Below are 19,009 nucleotides of genomic sequence, written 5' to 3' on the forward strand. Positions count from 1 at the left end.
CCGGTCACCTGAGAGGACCGGCCGCGCGACCGTCTGCCGTTGTGTTCCAGGGGAGTCACCGTGTCCTTGCATCGCCGTGCCGTTCTTCCGTTGTTGCTCGCCGCCGCCACTGCACTATCCTTGCCGCCGCCGGTACAGGCGCAGAGCGCCTACTTCTTCCCGCAGGCCACCGACGCCGCCGCGTTCGATACGGCCGTGCCCACGCCGGAGCAGTTCCTCGGCTATCCGATCGGCAGCCGCTACACCCGACACGACCAGCTGGTGGCGTACTTCCAGGAACTGGCGAAACGCTCGGACAGGATCAGTGTGCGCGAGATCGGCCGCAGCTATGAAGGTCGCCTGCTGTTGATCGCCACTGTCACCGCTGCAGGCAATCATGCGCGGCTGGAACAGATCCGCCAGCAGCACGCGACCTTGGCCGATCCGGCGCAGCCGCGCAGTGCGGCCGGTGACAGCCCGGTGGTGGTGTGGCTGGGCTACAGCGTGCATGGCAACGAAACCTCCAGTGCCGAAGCGGCGATGCTGACTGCCTACTACCTGGTGGCCAGCCGTAGTGCCGAAACCCAGCAATGGCTGCAGCAGGCGGTGGTGCTGTTCGACCCGGCGCAGAACCCGGATGGCCGTGATCGCGCCGCCAACTGGCACAACGCGTGGGCCTCAGATCCAGCCTCGGCCGACCCGGCCGACAAGGAGCACGTCGAGCCGTTCCCGCAGGGCCGCACCAACCACTACTTCACCGACCTCAACCGCGACTGGCTGGCCCTGACCCAGCAGGATTCGCGGCCGAAGGTGGAGGTGTTCCACCAGTGGTACCCGAACGTGCAGATCGACTTCCACGAGATGGGCAAGGACAGCACCTACTACTTCGAGCCCTCGCCGAAGAGCATGCACAGCCCGCTGATTCCGCCGGCGTCGTACGAGTTCAACAAGACCCTGGCCAAGTACCACGCGCAAGCCTTGGATGCATTGGGGTCGCTGTACTACACCGGCGAGAATTTCGACAACTTCTCGCCGGTCTACGGCTCCACCTATCCGGACTTCCATGGTGCAGTGGGCGTCACCGTTGAACAGGCCAGTTCGCGCGGCCGCGTGCAGGAATCAGTGAACGGCCTGTTGACCTTCCCGTTCACCATCCGCAACCAGGTCGCTACCGGCCTGGGTACCGTGCGCGGCGCAGTGAGCGAGCGCAGCGGGCTGTTCGACCTGCAGAAACAGTTCTTCCAGAGCGCGCTGAAGCAGGCCGCGCAGCAGCCGGTGAAGAGCTTCGTGTTCGGCGATGCGCATGACCCGGCATTGACCCGGCGTCTGCTGGAACTGTTGCTGCTGCATCGCATCGAGGTGCGCGCGCTGGATCGTGCAGTCAGTGTCGATGGGCAGCACTTCGAAGCGGGCAGCGCCTACGTGGTGCCGGTGCAGCAGGCGCAGTTCCGCCTGGTGCATTCGATTTTTGCCGAGACACCTCCGATCAAGGGCGATGTGTTCTACGGCAGCACCAGCTATGCGATCGCACCCGCGTATGGCGTGGCCCTCGCCGGCAGCCGCAGCCGTATCGAAGGCGGCGCGCGCGTGACTGCGGTGCCGGCAGCGCAGGGCGCGGTGCTGGGTGGCCAGGCCGGCTTCGCCTATGCCATCGACTGGCGCGACTACAACGCCGGGCGCGCGTTGGCCGCGCTGCAGGACAAGGGATTGAGCGCGCGTGCGGCGTTCCAGCCGTTCACCACTGCGACTGCACAGGGCGAGGTCAGCTTCGCTGCTGGCAGCCTGGTGATTCCGGTCGCCGGTCAACCGTTGCAGGGTGCGGCGTTGCTTGAGGCGGTGACCGCTGCCGCACGCGACGCCGGTGTGCAGCTTCACTCGCTGGCGAGCGGCCGCAGTCGCGAGGGCATCGACCTCGGCAGTGACGGTGTCAAGGCGCTGCGCAAGCCCGCCGTCGCGCTGGTGATGGGCGAGGGTGTGGCCGCCACCGAAATCGGTTCGGCCTGGTTCCTGCTCGATCAGCAGCTGCACCTGCCGGCCAGCAAGCTGGACCCGCAACAGCTGGGCAAAGTGCCGCTGGACCGCTACACCACGATCGTGTTGTCCGGTGGTACCTATACCGGTGTCGATGCCACAGCGGTGGCTGCACTGAAGCGCTGGGTACAGGCCGGTGGCTCGCTGGTGACCTACGGTAGTGCCTCGAAGTGGGCGATCGAACAGAAGCTGGCCGACGGCGAGAAGCTCGGCAAGGAAGAAGACGCTGCTGACGAAAGCCGCCGCGCGTTCGGCGATCAGCGTGACATTGCTGCGATCGAGCGCGTCAGCGGCAACATCCTCAGCGCTGATGTGGACACCAGCCATCCGCTGGCATTCGGTGTGCCGCGCCGGCAGCTGGCGATCAACAAGGAAAACACGGTGACGCTGCAGCCGAGCGCGAACCCGTTCTCCACGGTGGTGCGCATCGATGCCACGCCACGGGTGAACGGCTATCTGTCCGAGCGCAACCGCGCGCGGGTGGCTGGCAGTGCGTGGCTGCTGGTCTCGGCGCAGGGGCAGGGCAACGTGGTGTTGTTTGCGGATGATCCGGCGCACCGCAAGTACTGGCACGGGACCGATCGGCTGTTGATCAACGCGATCTTCTTCGGGAATCTGGTGAATCCGAGTAAAGCGCGGGGTTGAGGCGTTTGGCGCCTTGATTGATGCGTGTATGGGGAGGCCGGGCGGGCTGCGCAGGACACGCCGTAAACCCGTCCTTGGGGGCTCGATGGCGCCATCCATGGCGCCAACGGTCCTGCGCACCCCGCCCGGCCTCCCCTCGACAGTTTCCCGCGGGCGCGGACGCATCAAACCCAAGGCGGGAGCAAGGGCAAAAGCAAAGCCAGGAATTGCGACTTCGGCTTTTGCCTTTGAATTTGAATTTGAATTTGATCTTTCTTCCCACGGCTACCCGGAGGGAGAAGAAGGCGCAGGTAATGCTTGAAGCGGATGGGCGTGGGGCCAGCGCAAAACCGTGAGGCGCATGGATGCGCCGACCGAGCCCCCATGGATGGGTTTACGGCGTGTTTTGCGCTGGCCCCACGCCCATCCGCCCTCAGCGCAATACACCGCCGGCTCTACTCACGGTAGCTGGCAACAAAAAAGGGACGGCGCGTCAGCGCCGTCCCTCGATAGCCCCCCCGCGCAGCGGGAGACGCCATCCCTGTCAGCTGGGATCAGCTGGCGCGACCGCCGCCGCCGCCCTGGCCGCGGCCACGGCCACCACCATTGCCAGCACCGCCACGACGCTGGCCCTGACCGGCACCTGCACCCGCACGCTGCTGGCCATTGCCACCGCCCTCGCGACGGCCGCCACCAGCCTTCTTCGGGCCGGCATGTGCGTGACGCGGTGCATCGCCATGCGGACGGCGCGCGTGGTTCTTGCGCGGTGCGCGCTCACCGGTTTCGTGCTCGGCCTTGCCCGGTGCACTGTTGCCCCAGCGGATCGGCACCTGCAGCTCGAAGCCCGGCACATCGCGGATGTCCATGTCGCGGCCGAGCAGGCGGGTGATCGCACGCAGCAGCTTCACTTCATCCTGCGCGACCAGCGAGATTGCCTGGCCGGTGGCGCCGTTGCGGCCGGTACGGCCGATGCGGTGCACGTAGTCTTCGGCCACCATCGGCAGATCGAAGTTGATCACCTTCGGCAGCTCGTTGATGTCGATACCGCGCGCAGCGATATCGGTAGCCACCAGCACGGTCACCCGGCCGGCCTTGAAATCGCCCAGTGCACGCAGGCGCTGGCCCTGGCTCTTGTTGCCGTGGATCGCCGCGGTCTTGATGCCGGACTTTTCCAGGAACGCGGCCAGCTTGTCGCTGCCGTGCTTGGTGCGGGCAAACACCAGAGTCTGCTCGCGGCTGTCCTGCGCCAGCAGGTGCAGCAGCAGGTCGCGCTTGCGGCCGCCATCGACCGGGTGCACGCGATGGGTGATGGTTTCAGCGACGGTGTTCTTCGGCGTGACCTGGATCTGCTCCGGGTTGCGCATGAATTCCAGCGCCAGCTGGCGGATGTTGTCCTCGAAGGTGGCCGAGAACAGCAGGGTCTGGCGGTTCTGCTTGGGCAGCTTGGCCAGGATGCGCTTGATCGAGGGCAGGAAGCCCATGTCCAGCATGCGGTCGGCTTCGTCCAGTACCAGCAGTTCAATGCCGGACAGGTCGATGCTGCGACGCTCCAGGTGGTCGATCAGGCGGCCCGGGCAGGCCACCAGCAGGTCCACGCCACGGCGCAGGATGTCCAGCTGGTTGCCCATGCCGACGCCGCCGTAGATGCAGGCGCTGGGGATGCGCAGGTACTTGCTGTAACCGCGCAGGCTGTCATGCACCTGGGTGGCCAGCTCGCGGGTCGGGGCCAGGATCAGGGCACGCGGCTTGCGCGGGCCGGTACGCACTTCCTGCGAGGCGGTGCCCAAGTGCTGCAGCAGCGGCAGGCCAAAGGCAGCGGTCTTGCCGGTACCGGTCTGCGCGCCGGCCAGCAGGTCGCGGCCGGCCAGCACCAGCGGGATCGCCTGCTGCTGGATCGGGGTCGGGGTTTCATAGCCCTGCTCGGCGAGCGCACGCAGCAGGAAGGGCGCAAGGCCCAGGGATTCAAAAGACATTGAGATTGCTCCAAGTACAAGAAACGCCTGTCCGAACGGACAGACGGGGGCAGATCAAACTGATCGGCTGACTCGGAGCGTTCCCGTGAACCGCGCTGCGAGAATTGGGTGCAGCCGGCACGGAGCGCAGGCTGGAATGCGTGACGAACGGCGTCGGAGTGGGGGCGGGCAATCAGGGCGGACCCTGGTCGCCGGCGATCCCGGAGGGAAACGGACGGCCGCTGCAGACCCGCCTAGTCTAACCGATGGTTGAGACCCCGCGCAAAACGGCCTGTTCAGGTAGGGGTTCTGTCTGCAGGGCTGCGCCCTGCACCCGCAGAGGCCGAAGCAACGTCAACGTCAACGTCAAAAGCCGGTTTCCTGAGGGATGGCGGGGTGGGTCCGGTTGCGGGGGGCGCTGCAAGTACGTCCATGTAAGCTCGGTCGCCGCATCCATGCGGCTCACGCCCCCGCAACCGGACCCACCCCGCCTTCGACAGTTTTCCGCGATCTGTCGAATCTCATTCGATCAACATCGATATCTGACGGATTTCGACGACGAACGATGTGGATGTTCGATCCGTCATCGGGAAATTGGCGGGGGCGGGGCGGTGTGGGTGGGCAGGACCGTTGGCGCCATGGATGGCGCCATCGAGCCCCCAGGGATGGGTTTACGGCGTGTCCTGCCCACCCACACCGACCCGCCCAGCTCACAGGAAACCAGAGCCGCTTTGGCATTTGACGTTGCACTGGCCTCCAGCAGGTGCAGGGTGCAACCCTGCCGAACCCCCCACTGCGGTAGGGTGGGCCGATGCGGCGCTGCAGCTTGGCGTCGCCGCATATTTGATTACACTTGAAACTTGTTTGCCCACGACTCCGGACACCCACCATGAAGCTTGGTTCTTTGAAGGAAGGCGGCCGCGACGGCACCCTGATCGTCGTCTCGCGTGACCTGCGCCACGGCGTGCGCGCCACCGGCATTGCCGCCACCCTGCAGCAGGCCCTGGAGGACTGGAGCCACATCGCGCCGCGCCTGAACGCGCTGTACGAATCGCTCAACGCCGGCGACGCCGATGGCGTGTTCGACCTGGATCCGCAGGCGCTGGCCGCGCCGATGCCGCGTGCCTATGAATTCGTCGATGGCAGCGCCTACCTGCCGCATGTCGAGCGCGTGCGCCGCGCCCGTGGCGCCGAGGTGCCGGAGAGCTTCTACACCGACCCACTGATGTACCAGGCCACCAGCGCCGGTTTCCATGGCCCGCGCGACGCGGTCAAGGTGGTCAGCGAGGACTACGGCATCGACCTGGAAGCCGAGATCGTGGTGATCACCGACGACGTGCCGATGGCCGCCACCCCGGAACAGGCCGCAGGCCATATCCAGCTGGTCGGCCTGGTCAACGATGTCTCGCTGCGCAACCTGATTCCGGGCGAGCTGGCCAAGGGCTTCGGCTTCCTGCAGTCCAAGCCGCGCTCGGCGCTGTCGCCGGTGTTCGTCACCCCCGACGAGCTGGGCGCCGCCTGGCAGGACAGCAAGGTGCACCTGCCGCTGCTGACCCACATCAACGGCCAGTGGTTCGGTGCGCCGGAAGCGGGCGTGGACATGCAGTTCAACTTCGCCCAGCTGGTCGCGCACGCGGCCAAGACCCGTCCGCTCAGCGCCGGCACCATCGTTGGCTCGGGCACCATCGCCAACGAAGACACCAGCAAGGGTGCCTCCTGCTTCGCCGAACAGCGCGTGGTCGAAACCCTGCGCGACGGCAAGCCGAGCACGCCGTTCATGTCCTTCGGCGACGTGGTCCGCATCGAGATGCTCGATGCAGCCGGCAACAGCATCTTCGGTGCGATCGAGCAGCGCATCGAACAGGCGGCCAAGCCCTGAGCATGGAGGCGGCGATGGAGATTCCGGTCGACGACGGCATCGCGCTGTACACCTACTGGCGATCCAGCGCCGCCTACCGCGTGCGCATCGGCCTGGAGCTGAAGGGCCTGGCCTGGGAGGCCCGGCCAGTGCACCTGGTGCGCGAAGGCGGCGAGCAGCATCTCGACGCCTATCGCGCTCTCAATCCGCAGCAGCTGGTGCCGACTCTGTTGCATGAAGGGCATGCGCTGACCCAGTCGCTGGCGATCCTGGAGTACCTGGATGAGCGCTTCCCGCAGGTGCCGCTGCTGCCAGCCGACGCCGCTGGCCGTGCGCGGGTGCGAGCATTGGCCCAGCTGGTGGCCTGCGACATCCACCCGATCAACAACCTGCGGGTGATGCAATACCTGGAGCGCAGCCTGCAGGTGCCGGCCGACGCCCGCACGCAATGGACCCTGCACTGGATCGCCGAAGGCTTTGCGGCGATGGAAGCAATGCTGGCCAACAGCCGCGATACCGGCACCTTCTGCCACGGCGACCGCCCGGGCCTGGCCGATATCTGCCTGCTGCCGCAGCTGTACAACGCGCACCGCTTCGGCCTGGACCTCACGCCGTACCCGACCTTGCGCCGCATCGAAGCGGCATGCCAGGCACTGGACGCCTTCGACCGCGCACGCCCGGAAAATCAGCTCGACGCCGCCTGAAAGGAAAAGGGGACGGAGGGGATTAAGTCGTATGTGCACTTACGACTTAATCCCCTCCGTCCCCTTTTTTTCGTGTGGTCAGAAGCCGTGGGTGATGCTGGGCGCACCGGCCGAGAAGTCGGCGTACGGGTCGTGCTCGCCGCTGCTGCCTTCGGACAGGCGGAACTTCAGGGCCAGGCCATCGCGTGAGTCGGCCGCGCGCAATGCTTCCTCCTGCTCGATGGTGCCGGCCTTGGCCAACCGGAACAGGCACTGGTCGAAGCTCTCCATGCCTTCTTCCAGCGAGCCTTCCATCGCGGCCTTGATCTCGTGCACCTGGCCGCGGCGCAGCAGGTCGCGGATCATCGGCGTATTGATCAGGACCTCTGTGGCCGGCAGCCGGCGGCCTTCCTTGTTCTTCACCAGGCGCTGGCTGACCACCGCGCGCAGGTTCAGCGCGAGGTTCATCAGCACGTTCTTGTGCGCGCTTTCCGGGAAGAAGTTGAGGATGCGCTCGATGGTCTGGTCGGCATTGTTGGAGTGCAGGGTGGCCAGGCACAGGTGACCGGTCTCGGCGAAGGCGATCGCCGCCTCCATCGTTTCCGCGTCCAGGATCTCGCCGATCAGGATCACGTCCGGCGCCTCGCGCATCGCATTCTTCAGCGCGTTGTGGAAGGCATGGGTGTCCAGCCCGACCTCGCGCTGGTTGACGATCGACATCTTGTGCTTGTGCAGGTACTCGATCGGGTCCTCGATGGTGAGGATGTGGCCGGTGGTAGTGCTGTTGCGGTGGTCGATCATCGACGCCAGCGAGGTGGATTTGCCGGAACCGGTGGACCCCACCACCAGCACCAGCCCGCGCGGGGTCATGATGACGTCCTTCAGCACCTGCGGCAGGTTCAGCTCTTCAATGCTCGGGATGCGGCTGCGGATGGCGCGAATGACCATGCCGACTTCGCCGCGCTGCTTGAATACATTGACCCGGAAGCGCCCCGCATCAGGCAGGGCGATGGCCATGTTCAGCTCCAGCTCGCGCTCGAACTGCGGCACCTGGCCCTCGTCCATCAGCGAGTAGGCGATCTTCTTGACCATGCCCGGCGGCAGGCCGGTATTGCCCAGCGGATAGAGCTTCCCCTCGATCTTGATGTAGACCGGTGCCCCGGTGGTCAGAAACATGTCCGAAGCGTTCTTTTCGGTCATCAGCTTCAGGAAGTAGCCGATATCCATTGCGAATTTTCCCCAACGAAACGGTCGACGCCCGTTGCCAGCACGGTGTCGGCTTGACGACAATGGCCGTGAACCGACAACCGGTACGGCCTCCCCAATGAAACGACTTAGCTTCGCACGAATGCGCCATGGCCTGTATGTGATGGCGTTTGCATTCGCACTGACTGCCCCCGCTTGGGCGCAGGACGCCGCACTGGAACTGGCGCAGGCCCGGCAGGCGGTCGACAAGGCCACCCAGGCCGATGCCGACCAGTACGCTCCGGATCTGATCGGGCTGGCCCGGCAGGGGCTGGAGCAGGCCCAGCGCGCCGCCGGCGACCGCCGCGAGCGCAAGAACGCCCCGGCGATGGCCCTGCGCGCCGCCGCCGATGCCGACCTGGCCCGCGTCCGCAGCGAGGAAGCCACCGCCACCGCGCAGCTGCAGCTGCGCCGCAACGAGGTCAACCAGCTGCAACGCCAGCTGTCGACCGGGGAGGACCGCCGGTGAAGCCGATGACCGCCGCAACCCTGGCCGCGCTGCTGGCGCTGCCGACCCTGGCCGTGGCCGCCGACAATCCGATGGTGGCGCAGCTGAGCCAGCGCCTGATGTCCATCCAGGCCAATCCCGACACGGCTGAGCTGGGCGCTTTCGAGCGCATGCAGGCGCAGCAGGCCATCGCCACCCTGGACAAGGCCAAGCGCCGCGACCAGGAACTGGCCACCTACCTGGCCGAGCGCCGCGTCGAGATCGCCGAGACCGCCGTGCGTACCGCACTGGCCGCGCGTGAGGTCGACCGTCTCGAGCGTACCCGCAGCGACCTGCTGATCGAGGCCAGCCGCCGCGATGCCGCCCGTGCCCGCCAGGAAGCCGAGCAGCTGCGCATGCAGGCGCAGATGCAGGCCGAGGAGGCAGAGCGCCTGCGTCAGGCCGCCGAGGCCGAGACGCTGGCCCGCCAGGATGCCGAGAATGCCCTGACCAGCGTGGCTGGCAAGCAGCAACAGCGCCTCAGCGCCGCGCAGCAGAACGCTGCCAAACTGGCCCGCGAGGAAGCCGAGCTGGTGTCCGGGCAGAAGCTGCCGGGCTCGAAGTTCGACGGCCGCGGTGAGGTGTTCACCTTCAATGGTGACGCCTTCGCCGCCGGTGCCTCCAGCCTGTCCAGTGGTGCCCGCAACCAGGCCAAGGCACTGGCCGAGTACCTGAACATCGGCAAGAAGGGCCGCCTGCGCATCGAGGCGTATGACAGTGCCAATGGCGTCGGCCAGAAGCGTGCCGAAGCGCTGCGCGATGCCCTGGTCGCCGGCGGTGTCGCAAGCAACCGGATCCAGCTCAGCGGCAAGAAGGCAGCGTCCACCCGGGCGCGTTCGGCCGAGGTCATCATCGCCCCGTAATTGCTTGATATTGTTTGTTTTTCGTTGCGATGAGCATTCAGCCTGAACCCCGCCCCGGCGGGGTTCGGTCTTTTTGACGCAGGGGCTTGAACCCCGCCCGGAGCAGGCGTAGGGTCAATCGTCCGGGACGCAATGCCGCGGACCGGACGATGGGAGGGCCGGGCCGATGCAAGCAGGGCGCGAACCGCAGCAGATCGACGTGCGCAGGCCAGTGCCGCAGGTCGTTGCAGGCGTCCAGGTGGCCATCGACCGGCGCTCCTCCATGAACAACGCCCCGTGCCTTGCGGCCGGGGCGTTCGTGTATCTGTCGAAGGAGGTCCATCATGTTTGAAGATCAGCCCCAGAGCGAGATCGACGCCCGCCGCGCGCGCGATCCGGAGTTCCGGGCACTCCATGACCAGCACCGCAAGTTGAACAAGAAGTGCATGGACGCGGAGTTGGGTGTACTCCCGATCGATGATGTCACCCTGGGTCGCATGAAGCGTGAGAAGCTGCTGGCCAAGCAACGTCTTCTGCGAATGTACGAGACACCGCTTCCAACGACGTCCCCCGCGCATTGACGCACCCCGTCACGCCCGGAACGGCGTGACCCGGCCAGAGATGGCCCTGCCGGGCGCTCCTGCCCCGGCATCGCGGCACCGCCGATGAGGCGGCCGCGCCAAGGCACCACAGGCGGTGGTGCCTTGGCCTGCAGGCACAACTCACCGATGCGGGCGGTACCGGTCTCCTCGTCGATCCGGGGCCGCCCGCATCCCTTTTGGGTGTTCAGCCGAGCATGGCTCGGCTCTACAGCAGGCAGCCGAGCATGGTGGGGCAGCCGAGCGTGGGCTCGGCTCTACAGGGCATGCGGCAGCGCCTGACTTTCATCGCCATCCGTCGGATAATCATCGGTCCGGCCCTGCGTGGCGCGAACCGAAAGTCCCCGAATGCCCATCCACTCTTCCGTCCTCGAACTCATCGGCCAGACCCCGATCGTCAAGGCCCAGCGCCTGGATACTGGTGTCTGCGAGCTCTACCTGAAGCTGGAGAGCGCCAACCCGGGCGGGTCGATCAAGGATCGCATCGGCCTGTCGATGATCGAGGCAGCGGAAAAGCGCGGCGACCTGAAGCCGGGCGCGACCCTGGTCGAGGGCACCGCCGGCAACACCGGCCTGGGCCTGGCCCTGGTAGCGCAGCAGAAGGGCTACAAGCTGATCCTGGTCGTTCCCGACAAGATGAGCCGCGAAAAGATCTTCAATCTGAAGGCGATGGGTGCCGAAGTGCGCTTGACCCGCTCGGACGTGGCCAAGGGCCATCCCGAGTACTACCAGGACTTGGCCAAGACCATCGCCGAGCAGACCCCGGGCGCCTACTTCATCAACCAGTTCGGCAACCCGGACAACCCGGCCGCGCATGAATTCGGTACTGGCCCGGAAATCCTGGAGCAGATGGGCGGCGACCTCGATGCCATCGTGTTCGGCTGCGGCAGTTCCGGCACCATGACCGGCCTGTCGCGCGCCTTCGCCAAGCTGTCGCCGAAGACCGAGCTGGTGCTGGCCGATCCGGTTGGTTCGATCCTGGCCGAGTACATCAACGACGGCAATCTGAACGACAAGTCGGGCAGCTGGCTGGTGGAAGGCATCGGCGAGGACTTCCTGCCGTCGATCTCCGATTTCAGTCGCGTCAAGAAGGCTTATGCCATCAGCGACGCCGAGAGCTTCCACACCGCACGCGAGCTGCTGGGCAAGGAAGGCATCCTGGGTGGCTCGTCGACCGGCACCCTGCTGGCGGCGGCGCTGAAGTACTGCAAGGAGCAGACCACGCCGAAGAAGGTGCTGGTGCTGGTGCCGGACACCGGCAACAAGTACCTGTCGAAGATGTACAACGACTACTGGATGCTGGACAACGGCTTCCTGCAGCGCCCGCAGCACGGCGACCTGCGCGACCTGATTCTGCGCCCGTATGGCCAGCGCGACACCGTGGTGATCGGCCCGAACGACCTGCTGACCACGGCCTACCAGCGCATGAAGCTGTATGACGTGTCGCAGCTGCCGGTGCTGGACGGCGATCAGCTGGTCGGTATCGTCGATGAAAGCGACGTGCTGCTGCATGTCTATGGCGATGAAGCCCGTTTCCGCGACCCGGTGGCGACCGCAATGGTCAGCAAGCTGGACCGGCTGGACGTGAAGTCGCCGATCGAAGCGCTGTTGCCGGTGTTCGACCGCGGCCAGGTGGCGATCGTGATGGACGGCAATGCCTTCCTGGGCCTGATCACCCGTATCGACCTGCTGAACTACCTGCGTCGGCGCGTTCAATAAGCCGCTGATCGCGGATGTTCGCCGCTGAATCCTGGTTTATCCGCGTCAAAGGTCGTTAAGGCCGCGCTGATAGACTTCCGCACCTTCGATGGCGCCGTGCGTCGGCGCCCCTCAGGAAAGAACATGTCCAACGCTACTTCCCAGGATCGTGCCCTGGCCCTGGCTACCCTGGCCATCCACGGTGGCCAGTCGCCGGACCCCAGTACCGGTGCGGTGATGCCGCCGATCTACGCTACCTCGACCTATGCGCAGTCCAGCCCGGGCGAGCACCAGGGCTTCGAGTATTCGCGTACCCACAACCCGACGCGCTTCGCCTACGAGCGCTGTGTGGCCTCGCTGGAAGGCGGTACCCGTGGCTTCGCCTTCGCTTCGGGCATGGCCGCCAGCTCGACCGTGATCGAGCTGCTGGACGCCGGCAGCCACGTGGTGGCGATGGATGACATCTACGGTGGCAGCTTCCGCCTGTTCGAGCGTGTGCGTCGCCGTACCGCCGGGCTGGATTTCAGCTTTGTCGATCTGACCGACCTGGCCGCGTTTGAAGCGTCCATCACGGCGAAGACGAAGATGGTGTGGATCGAGACCCCGACCAACCCGATGCTGAAGATCGTCGACATCGCTGCGGTCGCCGCCATCGCCAAGCGCCATGGCCTGATCGTAGTGGTCGACAACACCTTCGCTTCGCCGATGCTGCAGCGTCCGCTGGAGCTGGGCGCGGACCTGGTCCTGCATTCGGCCACCAAGTACCTCAATGGCCACTCGGACATGGTCGGCGGCATGGTCGTGGTCGGTGACAACGCCGAACTGGCCGATCAGATGGCCTTCCTGCAGAACTCGGTGGGTGGCGTGCAGGGCCCGTTCGACAGCTTCCTGGCCCTGCGTGGCCTGAAGACCCTGCCGCTGCGCATGAAGGCGCACTGTGCCAATGCGCTGGCCCTGGCCCAGTGGCTGGAAAAGCACCCGGCGGTGGAGAAGGTGATCTACCCGGGCCTGGCCTCGCACCCGCAGCACGAACTGGCCGGCAAGCAGATGGCCGGGTACGGCGGCATCGTCTCGATCGTGCTCAAGGGCGGTTTCGACGCGGCCAAGCGCTTCTGCGAGAAGACCGAACTGTTCACTCTGGCCGAGTCGCTGGGCGGCGTGGAAAGCCTGGTCAACCACCCGGCGGTGATGACGCATGCGTCGATCCCGGTGGCGCGTCGTGAGCAGCTGGGGATCAGCGATGCGCTGGTACGGCTGAGCGTGGGTGTTGAGGATCTGGGGGATCTGCAGGTGGATCTGGAACGAGCGCTGGGCTCGTGAGACAGCGGCTAGCTCGGGAGTACTTACATCCATGAATGACGTTGTCGTCCATACGCCGAACTCGATTTCAGAGCGTACCAATCTGTTCAATGCGCCCAGGAAGCTGGCGCGGAGCATCTGGATCCATCGCAGCCTGATCGTGCAGATGACCCGGCGTGAAGTGACCGGGCGCTACAAGGGGTCGTTGCTCGGTCTGGCGTGGTCGTTCTTCAATCCACTGCTGATGTTGGTCATCTATACGTTCTTCTTCTCGGTGATCTTCAACGCGCGCTGGGGCACTGATGCCCCAGGTGGCAAGGCTGCATTCGCGATCATCCTGTTCTCCGGCCTGATAATGCATACCTTCCTGGCCGAATGCATCAACCGTGCCCCCGGTCTGATCGTGGGCAATGTGAACTACGTCAAGCGCGTCGTGTTTCCATTGGAGATTCTTACGCTGATCTCGCTGGGCTCGGCGCTGTTCCATGCAGCAATCAGTCTCCTGGCGTTGTTTGCCGCGCAGCTGGCCTTCATGCAGGAGATGCACTGGACCGTCGTGTTCCTGCCGTTGGTAATGTTGCCCCTGATCCTTGCGGCCATGGGCCTGTCGTGGATCCTTGCATCGCTGGGCGTATTCGTCCGGGATGTGGGGCAGATGACTGGTACGGTGATGACGATCCTGCTGTTCCTGTCGCCGGTGTTCTATCCCATCACCGCGCTTCCTGAGAAGTACCGCGGCTGGCTGATGCTCAATCCACTGACCTTCATCATCGAGAATGCGCGCAAGGTGATCGTGTTCGGAACCTATCCTGACTTCCGCCAGCTGCTGGTGGGTACGGTAATCGCCGGTGTTGTTGCCATATTCGGCTTCTGGTGGTTCCAGAAGACCAGGAAGGGGTTTGCCGATGTCCTCTGATGAAATAGCAATCAGTGTACGTGGCGTCAGCAAGCGCTATGAGATGTATGACACCCCGCGGCAGCGCCTGAAACAGTTCTTCGTGCCGGCGCTGAACCGTGTTTCGCCGGGCCTTTGCCACGATCAGTTCCGTGAGTTCTGGGCACTCCGCGACATCGATTTCGAGGTCAAGCGCGGTGAGGCGGTCGGTATTGTCGGACGCAACGGCAGCGGCAAGAGCACGCTGTTGCAGATCATCACGGGCACCTTGTCGCCTACCGCCGGCGAGGTCCGTACCAGCGGGCGCATTGCTGCGCTGCTGGAGCTCGGATCGGGTTTCAATCATGAGTACTCAGGGCGCGAGAACGTTTATCTCAACGGCGCGCTGCTGGGCCTGACGCCGGCCGAGATCGACGAAAAGTTTGACGCTATTGCTGGGTTCGCCGATATCGGCGACCACTTGGAACAACCCGTCAAGACCTATTCCAGCGGCATGCTCGTACGCCTGGCGTTCGCCGTGCAGGTGCAGTTGAGGCCCGACATCCTGATCGTTGACGAGGCCTTGGCCGTGGGTGACGCGCTGTTCCAGAAGCGCTGCTTCCAACAGATCGAGCGCCTGGTCAGCGAAGGCGTATCGCTGCTGTTCGTTTCCCACGACCAGGAATCGGTGCGCACGCTGACCAATCGGGCATTGCTGCTGCGCGATGGCCGGCAGATCGGCTGGGGCACGTCTTCGGAAGTGATCGTGAGCTACCGGCGGCTGCTGCACGAGGAAGAGTCGCGCTACTTCTCGTCATTGACTGAGAAGATCGCGGCCTCGACAGCCCAGCACAAGCAGGAATCGGAAGCATCGCTTCCTGCACTCCCGCCTGACACGCAGGCCGACGCGGCTTCGTTGCCGTCGGTCGGAGAGGACGAGGCGGTCCAGGGGGCGCGCTCGGGCAACATGTCATTCGGCGACCAGCAGGCCTTTGTTGTGAAGGTGGAGACGCTGGACGAGGCGGGTGACAACGTATCCGTGTACTACCCCTCGCAGCGGATCACCATTCGCGTCGAATGCGAGAGTCGTGTCGCAATCAGCAATTTGAATGTCGGAATTCGCATTCGAAACAAGGAAGGTTTCAAGATTTATTCATGGGGCACCCTGAATCAGGACATGAAGCGCCTGGCAGGCCTGGCAGAAGGCGAGGTCTTCTGGAATCGCCAGTTTGCCCCGGGTGAGCGCTTCAGTGTCACGTTCACCTGCGATTGTGATCTCGGTGTCAATCTGTACGAAATTCAGGCCGCAGTGTCCTTTGAAGAGCGGCCGGACTACACCAGCCAGCGCATACTGCACTGGATGGATGAAGCCGCGTTCTTCCAGGTGCTGATGCGCAGGGATGAGCATTTCTTTGGCGGTGTCATCGACCTGAGGATGCAGGCCGATTGGGACCGTTAGCGATGGGTGTGTGGATATGGGTGAGAACGAGAGCGTAGCGGTCTACCAGCTGCGTTGGGACCGGTGTTGGAGTGCCGGTGCAGAGGACGACACTCCGGCGATTGCTGCGTTCGCGCAGACAATCTTGGCTACTGCCGGTGCTGGCAGGGTGCTGGACGTCGGCTGTGGCCGTGGCGGGCTGGTCGCAGAGCTGCTCAAGCAAGGCGTGGACGCCCGTGGTGTCGATATATCGCAGGTCGCGATCAGCGCGGCGCAGCAGCGTGCGCCGGGTCGTTTCGCCTGCGCTGCTGCGACGGCCCTGCCTTATCCCGATGGCCATTTCGATTGTGTCGTGGCCAACGGCCTCTTCGAGTACCTGGATGAAGTGGATGTGCCGCGCGTGCTCGCCGAGCTGCGACGGATCTGCCAGGGGCAGTTGCTGGTACGCGTGCAGGTGTCGGCGGTCGTGGAGGAGGGGGATGGCAGGCAGGTCATCGAGGGCCGCAGCTGGTGGGAGCAGAAGTGCTTCGACGCGGGCTTCCGCAAGCACCCCGGCTACTTCGACCTGATCAACTTCGAGTCGTTGAACTTCGACGACGGTGTGATTCTGCTGGCACTGGAGGCGAAGCCCGTGGTGGCGGGCGATGCAGTGTGCGACTCCTGCTGCAGCACGGGTATCGTGGCCGACGCCGAACTCTACAAGTACCACTGGGCGGCGGGTTATGTACGCCCGGGTGACCGGGTGCTGGATCTGGAGGCGGCGGCCGGTGCAGGCAGCTATCTGCTGTCGCGCCGCTCCGAAGCGGACACGCTCTACTGCGTGATCGATCCCGCGGCACGTTTGGCCTTTGAGGCGGCCTATGTCGCAATGGATCCCCGCCTTCGCCCGACGCTGTCCGGCGCAGCGCCTGAAGTCGATTTCGTCGTCGCGGTCGGTGACCCGAAGTCGCGCGGGACGCTGGTGGATGTGCTGGATTCGCTGCAGGGCGGGGTTTCGCCTGGAGGTCGCGTGCTGCTGTCACTGGTGGCAGACGGTGGCGACGCCTCGGAATCATGGCCCAAACTGCAGGATGTACTCCCGTCCGGTTGGTACCTTGAACAGGCCTTCAGCCTGCTCGGTGGCATTCCCCGGGGCAGGGGCGGTGCGGTGCGTGCATTTGCCCCCTGCGGGCTGGAGTGCACGGACACGGTGCCGAAGGACGCCGAGTTGCTACTGGTCGTGATGCGGGATCCGCTGGCTTCGGGATTCGTCTACCGTGAATCCGTCTACGGAGCCAGTGATAGACCGGCCGAAGTTCTGGAGTTCGCCCGCGACTACCGTAATCCCTGGCTGCTTCGTGCGCTGGTGGAGTTCCCGTTCCGCGCACGCAATCCGCAGGTACTCGCCGACATCGCCCGGCGCGTGCTGGCGCAACCTGCGAACGAGGGTGCTCCGGACGCGGCGGCCGCATTGGCCGTACTCGGCTACCAGATGCTCGAACGTGAGGAGCTTGTGGCCGAGGAGGTCACTGTCGTGGTCAGGCGGATGGTGGAGCACTTGGACCGCGTCATCCCGTCTCCACACGCGGTGCGCTGGTCGATCTCGCTGCGCTATCTGTGCGCCTCCCTGTTGCGTCGTATCGGTGATCTGGATGGAGCGCTGGAAGCGCTTGATGCGGTTGTTGCCGTTGACTGGCGCTCGTTCAGCCCGACCATCGGTACCAAGATCGTCGATGCCGCCTACGAGGCCGGGCAGCTGCTGGCCGCTGGCGGTCAGCTGGAACAGGCCCGTGCGCGTTGGCGCATGGCCAGCACGGTTGCCTTCGAGATGCTTGCGTGCGGGCATGAGGCTTACCTGGGGGACCCGGAGCAGCCGCAGCAGTTCGCATCGATCGTGGGGGTGGAGCTTCTGGACTCGGCGACGCGCAGCATCAAGGCGCTGCGCTGGTCGGCTCCCGCGCGACAGCTGCCCCAGGAGCGCCTGCTCGAGCAGAGCCGGCAATGCTGGAAGTGGATGATCCGCGAGCGTACCGACTCGATTGCATCCCAGGCGCGCCTGCTGGACGAGCGTTGGCAGGTTCTGCAGTCGCTGGACCAGATGGTGTCCGAACGGGATGAGATCATCACGTCGCTCGAACGGATGGTGTCCGAACGCGACGAGGTGATTCAATCCCAGGGGCACCTGATCGATGGCCGCGATGAATCGATCCGTTCGATGACTGCCTTGATCGATGCGCGTGATGAGGCTCTGCAGGGGCAGGCCGACCTCCTGGAAGCGCGCTGGAAGGTGATGACCCATATGGATGCTGAAATCGCGGCGCGTGACCAGATCATTGCGAGCCTCAAGCAGAAGCTCGGCACGTAGTCCTTCCCAACGGCAAGTACGAAGAAATAAGGAAGAACAAGGATGAAGATCCTGGTAACTGGTGGCACCGGCTACATCGGCTCGCACACGTGCGTGAAGCTGGTCGAGCAGGGTTACGATGTCTGCCTGGTGGACAATCTCTGCAACTCGTCGGCACGCGTGCTCGACCAGCTGGCCAGGATCATCGGCTTCACTCCCGAGTTCCATCAGATGGACATCCGTGAGCCGGCGTTCGCCGAGCTGCTGCGCAGCAGTGGTGCCGAGGCGGTGATCCATTTCGCCGCACTCAAGTCGGTGGCCCAGTCGGTCGCTGCTCCACTTGACTACTTCGATAACAACATCACCGGCACCTTGTGCCTGCTGCGGGCCATGAAGGACGCTGGTGTCGGCAAACTCGTGTTCAGCTCATCGGCCACGGTCTATGGCGATGGCAACACCTCGCCGATCACCGAGTCGGCCGGTCTTGGTGCGGTCAATCCCTATGGCCGTACCAAGCTGGTGATGGAACAGATGATCGGCGATCTGACTGCCTCCATGCCGGAGTTCGGGGCAGCGCTGCTGCGCTACTTCAACCCGGTTGGTGCCCATGAAAGTGGATTGATCGGCGAGGATCCCAATGGCCTGCCGAACAATCTGATGCCCTACATCTCGCAGGTTGCGATTGGCCGCCGTGCGGCATTGAGCGTGTTCGGCAATGACTATCCCACCAGTGATGGCACGGGAGTGCGCGACTACGTGCACGTGGTCGACCTGGCCGAGGCCCATGTACGCGCCATCGATGCCCTGCAGAAATACCCGCGTGGCTTTACCGTGAACCTGGGAACGGGGCGCGGTTACAGCGTGCTTGAGGTGGTGCAGGCATTCGAGCGGGCTTCGGGTCGGAACATCGCGGTGGACTTTGCGCCACGTAGGGAAGGTGACGTGGCCGAATGCTTTGCTGACACGGGCCTGGCTGAGCAGTTGCTGGGCTGGAAGGCGCAGTTCGACTTGCAGCGAATGTGCGAAGACAGCTGGCGCTGGCAGACGCAGTATCCGAGAGGCTACCAGGACGCCTGA

14 protein-coding genes are annotated in these 19,009 nt (G+C 64.8%); 12 read left to right on the forward strand and 2 right to left on the reverse strand.

All coding sequences use genetic code 11. The features are described from left to right. The first annotated feature begins 60 nt into the window (after window positions 1-60). Entirely contained in the window at window positions 61-2,655 is a 2,595-nt protein-coding gene (locus AC3ITW_RS02465) for a M14 family zinc carboxypeptidase (protein WP_489390044.1), read from the forward strand. Window positions 2,656-3,188: 533 nt separating this feature from the next. Here the strand turns inward: AC3ITW_RS02465 and AC3ITW_RS02470 are convergent. After that, the gene (locus tag AC3ITW_RS02470) at window positions 3,189-4,607 is read right to left on the reverse strand and encodes a DEAD/DEAH box helicase (protein WP_004141443.1); all 1,419 of its coding nucleotides are present in this window, start codon (window positions 4,605-4,607) and stop codon (window positions 3,189-3,191) included. A gap of 868 nt (window positions 4,608-5,475) precedes the next feature. Here AC3ITW_RS02470 and AC3ITW_RS02475 point away from each other — a divergent pair. Next, the gene (locus AC3ITW_RS02475) at window positions 5,476-6,465 is read left to right on the forward strand and encodes a fumarylacetoacetate hydrolase family protein (protein WP_004141513.1); all 990 of its coding nucleotides are present in this window, start codon (window positions 5,476-5,478) and stop codon (window positions 6,463-6,465) included. Window positions 6,466-6,479: 14 nt separating this feature from the next. Continuing rightward, window positions 6,480-7,148: a maleylacetoacetate isomerase gene (maiA, locus tag AC3ITW_RS02480; protein ID WP_100467769.1), complete on the forward strand. Its 669-nt coding sequence runs from the start codon at window positions 6,480-6,482 to the stop codon at window positions 7,146-7,148. 78 nt (window positions 7,149-7,226) lie between these two features. Here the strand turns inward: maiA and AC3ITW_RS02485 are convergent, their stop codons facing one another. Then, on the reverse strand, window positions 7,227-8,354 hold the full coding sequence (locus AC3ITW_RS02485) for a PilT/PilU family type 4a pilus ATPase (protein WP_012509960.1): 1,128 nt from the start codon (window positions 8,352-8,354) through the stop codon (window positions 7,227-7,229). 121 nt (window positions 8,355-8,475) lie between these two features. Between AC3ITW_RS02485 and AC3ITW_RS02490 the strand changes: the two genes are divergently transcribed. The 9 genes from AC3ITW_RS02490 to galE all read left to right on the forward strand — a co-directional run bounded on the left by AC3ITW_RS02490 (window position 8,476) and on the right by galE (window position 19,009). Further along, on the forward strand, window positions 8,476-8,841 hold the full coding sequence (locus AC3ITW_RS02490) for a DUF4398 domain-containing protein (RefSeq protein ID WP_065722703.1): 366 nt from the start codon (window positions 8,476-8,478) through the stop codon (window positions 8,839-8,841). Then, window positions 8,838-9,722 (forward strand): OmpA family protein, encoded by an 885-nt coding sequence (locus tag AC3ITW_RS02495; RefSeq protein ID WP_100433994.1) that lies wholly within the window; start codon window positions 8,838-8,840, stop codon window positions 9,720-9,722. The genes AC3ITW_RS02490 and AC3ITW_RS02495 overlap by 4 nt, the downstream gene beginning before the upstream one ends. 323 nt (window positions 9,723-10,045) lie before the next feature. After that, window positions 10,046-10,282 carry an HP1242/YdcH family protein gene (locus AC3ITW_RS02500; RefSeq protein ID WP_012509964.1) on the forward strand — a complete coding sequence of 79 codons (237 nt, stop codon included), beginning with the start codon at window positions 10,046-10,048 and terminating at the stop codon, window positions 10,280-10,282. Window positions 10,283-10,648: 366 nt separating this feature from the next. After that, a complete protein-coding gene (locus AC3ITW_RS02505; RefSeq protein ID WP_100433995.1) occupies window positions 10,649-12,019 on the forward strand; it encodes a pyridoxal-phosphate dependent enzyme in 1,371 nt (456 codons plus the stop codon). A 123-nt stretch (window positions 12,020-12,142) separates the two neighbouring features. Further along, a complete protein-coding gene (locus AC3ITW_RS02510; protein WP_100467770.1) occupies window positions 12,143-13,318 on the forward strand; it encodes a cystathionine gamma-synthase in 1,176 nt (391 codons plus the stop codon). Between the two features lie 145 nt (window positions 13,319-13,463). Next, a complete protein-coding gene (locus tag AC3ITW_RS02515) occupies window positions 13,464-14,213 on the forward strand; it encodes an ABC transporter permease (protein ID WP_197737731.1) in 750 nt (249 codons plus the stop codon). Continuing rightward, window positions 14,203-15,630, forward strand: coding sequence for an ABC transporter ATP-binding protein (locus tag AC3ITW_RS02520; protein ID WP_100433997.1), 1,428 nt, complete (start codon window positions 14,203-14,205; stop codon window positions 15,628-15,630). Before AC3ITW_RS02515 ends, AC3ITW_RS02520 begins: the two co-directional genes overlap by 11 nt. A 16-nt stretch (window positions 15,631-15,646) precedes the next feature. Continuing rightward, a complete protein-coding gene (locus AC3ITW_RS02525) occupies window positions 15,647-17,953 on the forward strand; it encodes a class I SAM-dependent methyltransferase (RefSeq protein WP_100433998.1) in 2,307 nt (768 codons plus the stop codon). Window positions 17,954-17,995: 42 nt separating this feature from the next. Then, entirely contained in the window at window positions 17,996-19,009 is a 1,014-nt protein-coding gene (galE, locus tag AC3ITW_RS02530; protein WP_100433999.1) for a UDP-glucose 4-epimerase GalE, read from the forward strand.

Source organism: Stenotrophomonas sp. KH_052 (assembly GCF_057838755.1).

Coding starts and splice junctions, on each gene's coding strand:
- AC3ITW_RS02470 (WP_004141443.1), bottom strand. CDS start 4,607: ATGTCTTTTGAATCCCTGGGCCTTGCGCCCTTCCTGCTGCGTGCGCTC.
- AC3ITW_RS02475 (WP_004141513.1), top strand. CDS start 5,476: ATGAAGCTTGGTTCTTTGAAGGAAGGCGGCCGCGACGGCACCCTGATC.
- maiA (WP_100467769.1), top strand. CDS start 6,480: ATGGAGATTCCGGTCGACGACGGCATCGCGCTGTACACCTACTGGCGA.
- AC3ITW_RS02485 (WP_012509960.1), bottom strand. CDS start 8,354: ATGGATATCGGCTACTTCCTGAAGCTGATGACCGAAAAGAACGCTTCG.
- AC3ITW_RS02490 (WP_065722703.1), top strand. CDS start 8,476: ATGCGCCATGGCCTGTATGTGATGGCGTTTGCATTCGCACTGACTGCC.
- AC3ITW_RS02500 (WP_012509964.1), top strand. CDS start 10,046: ATGTTTGAAGATCAGCCCCAGAGCGAGATCGACGCCCGCCGCGCGCGC.
- AC3ITW_RS02505 (WP_100433995.1), top strand. CDS start 10,649: ATGCCCATCCACTCTTCCGTCCTCGAACTCATCGGCCAGACCCCGATC.
- AC3ITW_RS02510 (WP_100467770.1), top strand. CDS start 12,143: ATGTCCAACGCTACTTCCCAGGATCGTGCCCTGGCCCTGGCTACCCTG.
- AC3ITW_RS02515 (WP_197737731.1), top strand. CDS start 13,464: ATGACCCGGCGTGAAGTGACCGGGCGCTACAAGGGGTCGTTGCTCGGT.
- AC3ITW_RS02520 (WP_100433997.1), top strand. CDS start 14,203: ATGTCCTCTGATGAAATAGCAATCAGTGTACGTGGCGTCAGCAAGCGC.
- AC3ITW_RS02525 (WP_100433998.1), top strand. CDS start 15,647: ATGGGTGAGAACGAGAGCGTAGCGGTCTACCAGCTGCGTTGGGACCGG.
- galE (WP_100433999.1), top strand. CDS start 17,996: ATGAAGATCCTGGTAACTGGTGGCACCGGCTACATCGGCTCGCACACG.